This window comes from Methylobacterium sp. WL116 (genome assembly GCF_008039455.1).
In the GTDB taxonomy this organism is placed as follows: domain Bacteria; phylum Pseudomonadota; class Alphaproteobacteria; order Rhizobiales; family Beijerinckiaceae; genus Methylobacterium.
The window spans coordinates 1-897 of the sequence record NZ_VRUV01000952.1 but is presented as its reverse complement, the minus strand read 5'-3'; the positions used below and the strand labels follow the sequence as shown (position 1 = coordinate 897).

1 protein-coding gene and 1 pseudogene are annotated in these 897 nt (G+C 75.7%); both read right to left on the bottom strand.

The genetic code is table 11. From position 1 onward, the window contains the following. A pseudogene (locus tag FV223_RS28705) lies at nt 1-536 on the bottom strand (aldose 1-epimerase family protein); the annotation flags it as partial. 43 nt (nt 537-579) lie between these two features. After that, nucleotides 580-897 (bottom strand): ATP-binding cassette domain-containing protein (locus FV223_RS28700; protein WP_147730007.1); only part of this gene is annotated, 318 nt, incomplete at its 5' end.

Here is an 897-nt window from a genome sequence, read left to right as displayed (position 1 = left end):
GGGCCGACCTCGGGGACGCTGGCGCGCTCGGCCCGCTCGAACGCGACCGCGTAGCCGCCGCCGGCCGCGCGCGTCCCGCCCGCGAACGGCCAGGGGAAGGCCGGGTGGAAGCCGAGCCCGTAGGGCAGGGCGGTCTCGCCCGGATTGTGGACCGCGATGGCGAAGTCGAGCCCGGCGGGGCGCACCCGCGCGGTGATGTCGAGGCGGAAGCGGAAGGGATAGTGCGCCAGCGTCTCGGCCGTTTCGGTCAGGCGCAGGGTGACGGCCTCGTCCGTCCGCTCCACCACCGCGAAGGGCAGGTCGCGGGCGAAGCCGTGCTGCGCCATCGGATAGGTCCGGCCGTCGACCCGCACCATCCCGCCGGCGGAGGCGCCGACCACCGGGAAGAGCCAGGGCGCGTGCCGGTTCCAGTGCTCGGGATCGCCGCTCCAGAGGTATTCGGTGCCGCCCACCCGCCACGACACCGGCTCGGCGCCGGCGAGCGTCAGGGTCGCGGTGGTGCCGTCGGCGGCCTTCAGGTGGATCGGATCGGGCATGGGGCATCGGCTCCGGATCGGGGTGGGTTCGTCGGCGCCCGGCTCACGCGGCCGCCCCGACATGCTGCGTCACCGCGTGAAGCGGGCCCGACGCCACGAGGCGGCCGCCGTCGAGCACGTGGACCGTGTCGGCGGCTTCCAGGCTGGTGAGGCGGTGGGCGATCATGATCAGCGTGCGCTGGCCGGCGAGCGCGTCGAGCGCGGCCATCACCGCGCCCTCGGTCTCGCCGTCCAGCGCCGAGGTCGCCTCGTCGAACACGATCACGTCGGGGTCGTGGTAGAGCGCGCGGGCGATGCCGATGCGCTGGCGCTGGCCGCCGGAGAGGCGCGCGCCGCGCTCGCCGACGCGGGCGTCGTAGCC